The 2289-nt window shown below is 76.2% G+C and carries 2 protein-coding genes; one reads left to right on the top strand and one right to left on the bottom strand.

What is annotated here, in order from left to right; all coding sequences use genetic code 11:
- The coding region (locus F9B16_RS50135; protein WP_225992687.1) for a hypothetical protein at positions 1-622 on the bottom strand (622 nt) is incomplete at its 3' end.
- Between the two features lie 384 nt (positions 623-1006).
- Here F9B16_RS50135 and F9B16_RS50130 point away from each other — a divergent pair.
- On the top strand, positions 1007-2289 hold a 1283-nt coding region (locus tag F9B16_RS50130), incomplete at its 3' end, for a serine/threonine-protein kinase (protein ID WP_151547302.1).

Genomic DNA, 2289 nt, shown 5'->3' with positions numbered 1-2289 from the left:
CGCGCGCGGGCCAGGCGTCCAGGGTGCGGGCGCCGCGGGTCCAGGCGGCCGGCGGGGCCGCGGCGAGCCGCGGCGTCCGGGCGCCGGTGCGGACGGCGGCGGGTTCGGCCCCGGTGTGGATCAGCACGCCGACCAGCGCCGTGGTGAGGGCGGCGGCGGTCACCAGCGGCAGCACCGAGCGGGTCCGGACGGGCCGCAGGTGCGCCGGGTCGAAGCGCTCGGCGCGGCGCGGGACGGGGATCGAGACGGCGCACGCGGCGTCGATGACGGGCCACGGGTCGCGCACGCGCAGCTCGCGGAGCTGGTCGCGGACGGCGTACTTCGGCAGGCCCTCGATGCGCAGCAGCACGTAGGCGACGCGGACGTACGGGTCGAGCTCGGCGAGCGCGGCGGTCAGCGCCGGGTCGGGCAGCCGCGCGGGGAGCGCGCGCAGCCAGGGGCCGAGGCCGATCTGCAGCCGGCGGGAGGGGTGCAGCGCGCGGCGCAGCACGCGGGTGCGGCGGCGGGCGAGGCCCGGTGCGGTGCGGTCGCGGGGACCGCGGGCGGTGGCGTCCACGATCCGGCGGGCGATCGCCAGCCGGTAGACGCGTTTCCCGCGGCCCGGCAGAACGAAATACGCCATTCGGACGAGATTTCCATAATGCGATTTCGTGGGCGGCGATTCCTGCGCCGGCTGCGCGATGACGTCCTCCGTCACGGCGGGCCCCTCCCCCTTCCGTTCCCCTGGCACGGCGTTCCTCGCACCGCGGAGACCGAGGTTATGCGGCACCGGCGCGCGGTGGAGCGGAATTGGGGCAACGATGAGGAAGGCCAAAAGAAATGTCAGCCTATTTCCGTACGGAGAGGGCGCGGCGGCCGTCCGCGCGGAGCCGCCGGACCGAGACCGCCTACGCCCGATTCGTCCCCGTACTACGCTGTTGGCCTCCGGGGACCTCCCCGGCCGCCGCTCGCGCCCCCGCCGCGATGGTGCCCACCACCGGACGAGACGGAGAAGGACCCCCCGCCCATGACCGAGGACGTCCCGGGCTACCGGGTGCTGGAGCAGGTCGGCGAGGGCGGCTTCAGCGTGGTGTACCGCGCGCACCAGGAGCGGCTGGACCGGATGGTCGCGCTGAAGGTGCTGTCGATCAGCTCGGTCGACGACGCGGCGATGCGCCGCTTCCAGCGCGAGTGCAAGATCACCGGGCGGCTGTCGGGGCATCCGAACATCGTGACGGTGCTGGACACCGGGACGGCCCGGTCCGGCCGCCCCTACATCGCGATGGAGTACTTCGAGCACGGCGCGCTCACCGACCGGCTCGCCCGGGAGGGGCCGCTGCCGGTCGCCGAGACGCTGCGCATCGGGGTGAAGATGGCGGGCGCGCTCGCCGCCACGCACGAGACCGACGTGCTGCACCGCGACGTCAAGCCGCAGAACGTGCTGGTCTCCCGGTACGGGGAGCCGGCGCTGGCCGACTTCGGCATCGCCCGGCTGGTCGACTCGTTCGACGCCACGCACACGCAGGCGTTCACCCCGCACCACGCCGCGCCGGAGGTGCTGGAGGGCAGGCCGCCGGGCGTCGGCGCGGACATCTACTCGCTCGGCTCCACGCTGTACCAGCTGCTGGCCGGGCGCCCGGCGTTCAAGGGGCCGCCGGGCGAGGGCATCGCGCTGCTGATGCTGCGGATCCTGAACGACCCGCCGCCCCCGATCCCGCGCCCGGACGTGCCCGCGCCGGTCGCCGACGTCATCGGGCGCGCGATGGCGAAGGCGCCCGAGCACCGCTACGGCTCGGCGGTGGAGTTCGCGCAGGCGCTGCAGCAGGTGCAGGCCGACCTGGGGCTGCCGGTGACGGACGTGGCGGCGAGCGGGGTGTCGGTCCTTCCGCATCCGACCGGGTCGCAGTCCGCGCTGCCGTTGCAGGAACCGCCGTCCGGACCGCCGCCCGCGCCGCGCCTGTCGTTCCCCGAGCATCCGGGGCCTCCGCCGGTGCCGGACTGGGCGCCGACCACCCCGTCTCCGTCCGCGAAGAACGCCCAGGCCGCCGCCCCAGCACCGCCCTCACCCTGGCATCCGGACGCCGCGCCGCAGGAGACCACCGACCCGCGGCGGAACGGCTCGTCCACCACCCCGCACACCGCGCCGGCGCCGCCGCCGGGGCCGCAGGACGTGCCGTCAGGCCCACCGCAGGACGGGCCGCGCCGCGGGCTCGTCATCGCGGCGGCGGTCGCGCTCGCCGGCGGGGCGGTGCTCGGCGTCGGCGCGCTGGCCCTGACCGGTGGCGGCGGCCACGACGACCCGCCCAGCCC

The organism is Actinomadura montaniterrae (assembly GCF_008923365.1).
Classification (GTDB): Bacteria; Actinomycetota; Actinomycetes; order Streptosporangiales; family Streptosporangiaceae; genus Spirillospora; species Spirillospora montaniterrae.
The sequence above is the reverse complement of the archived record's forward strand: the minus strand, read 5'-3'. Positions and strand labels throughout refer to the sequence as shown.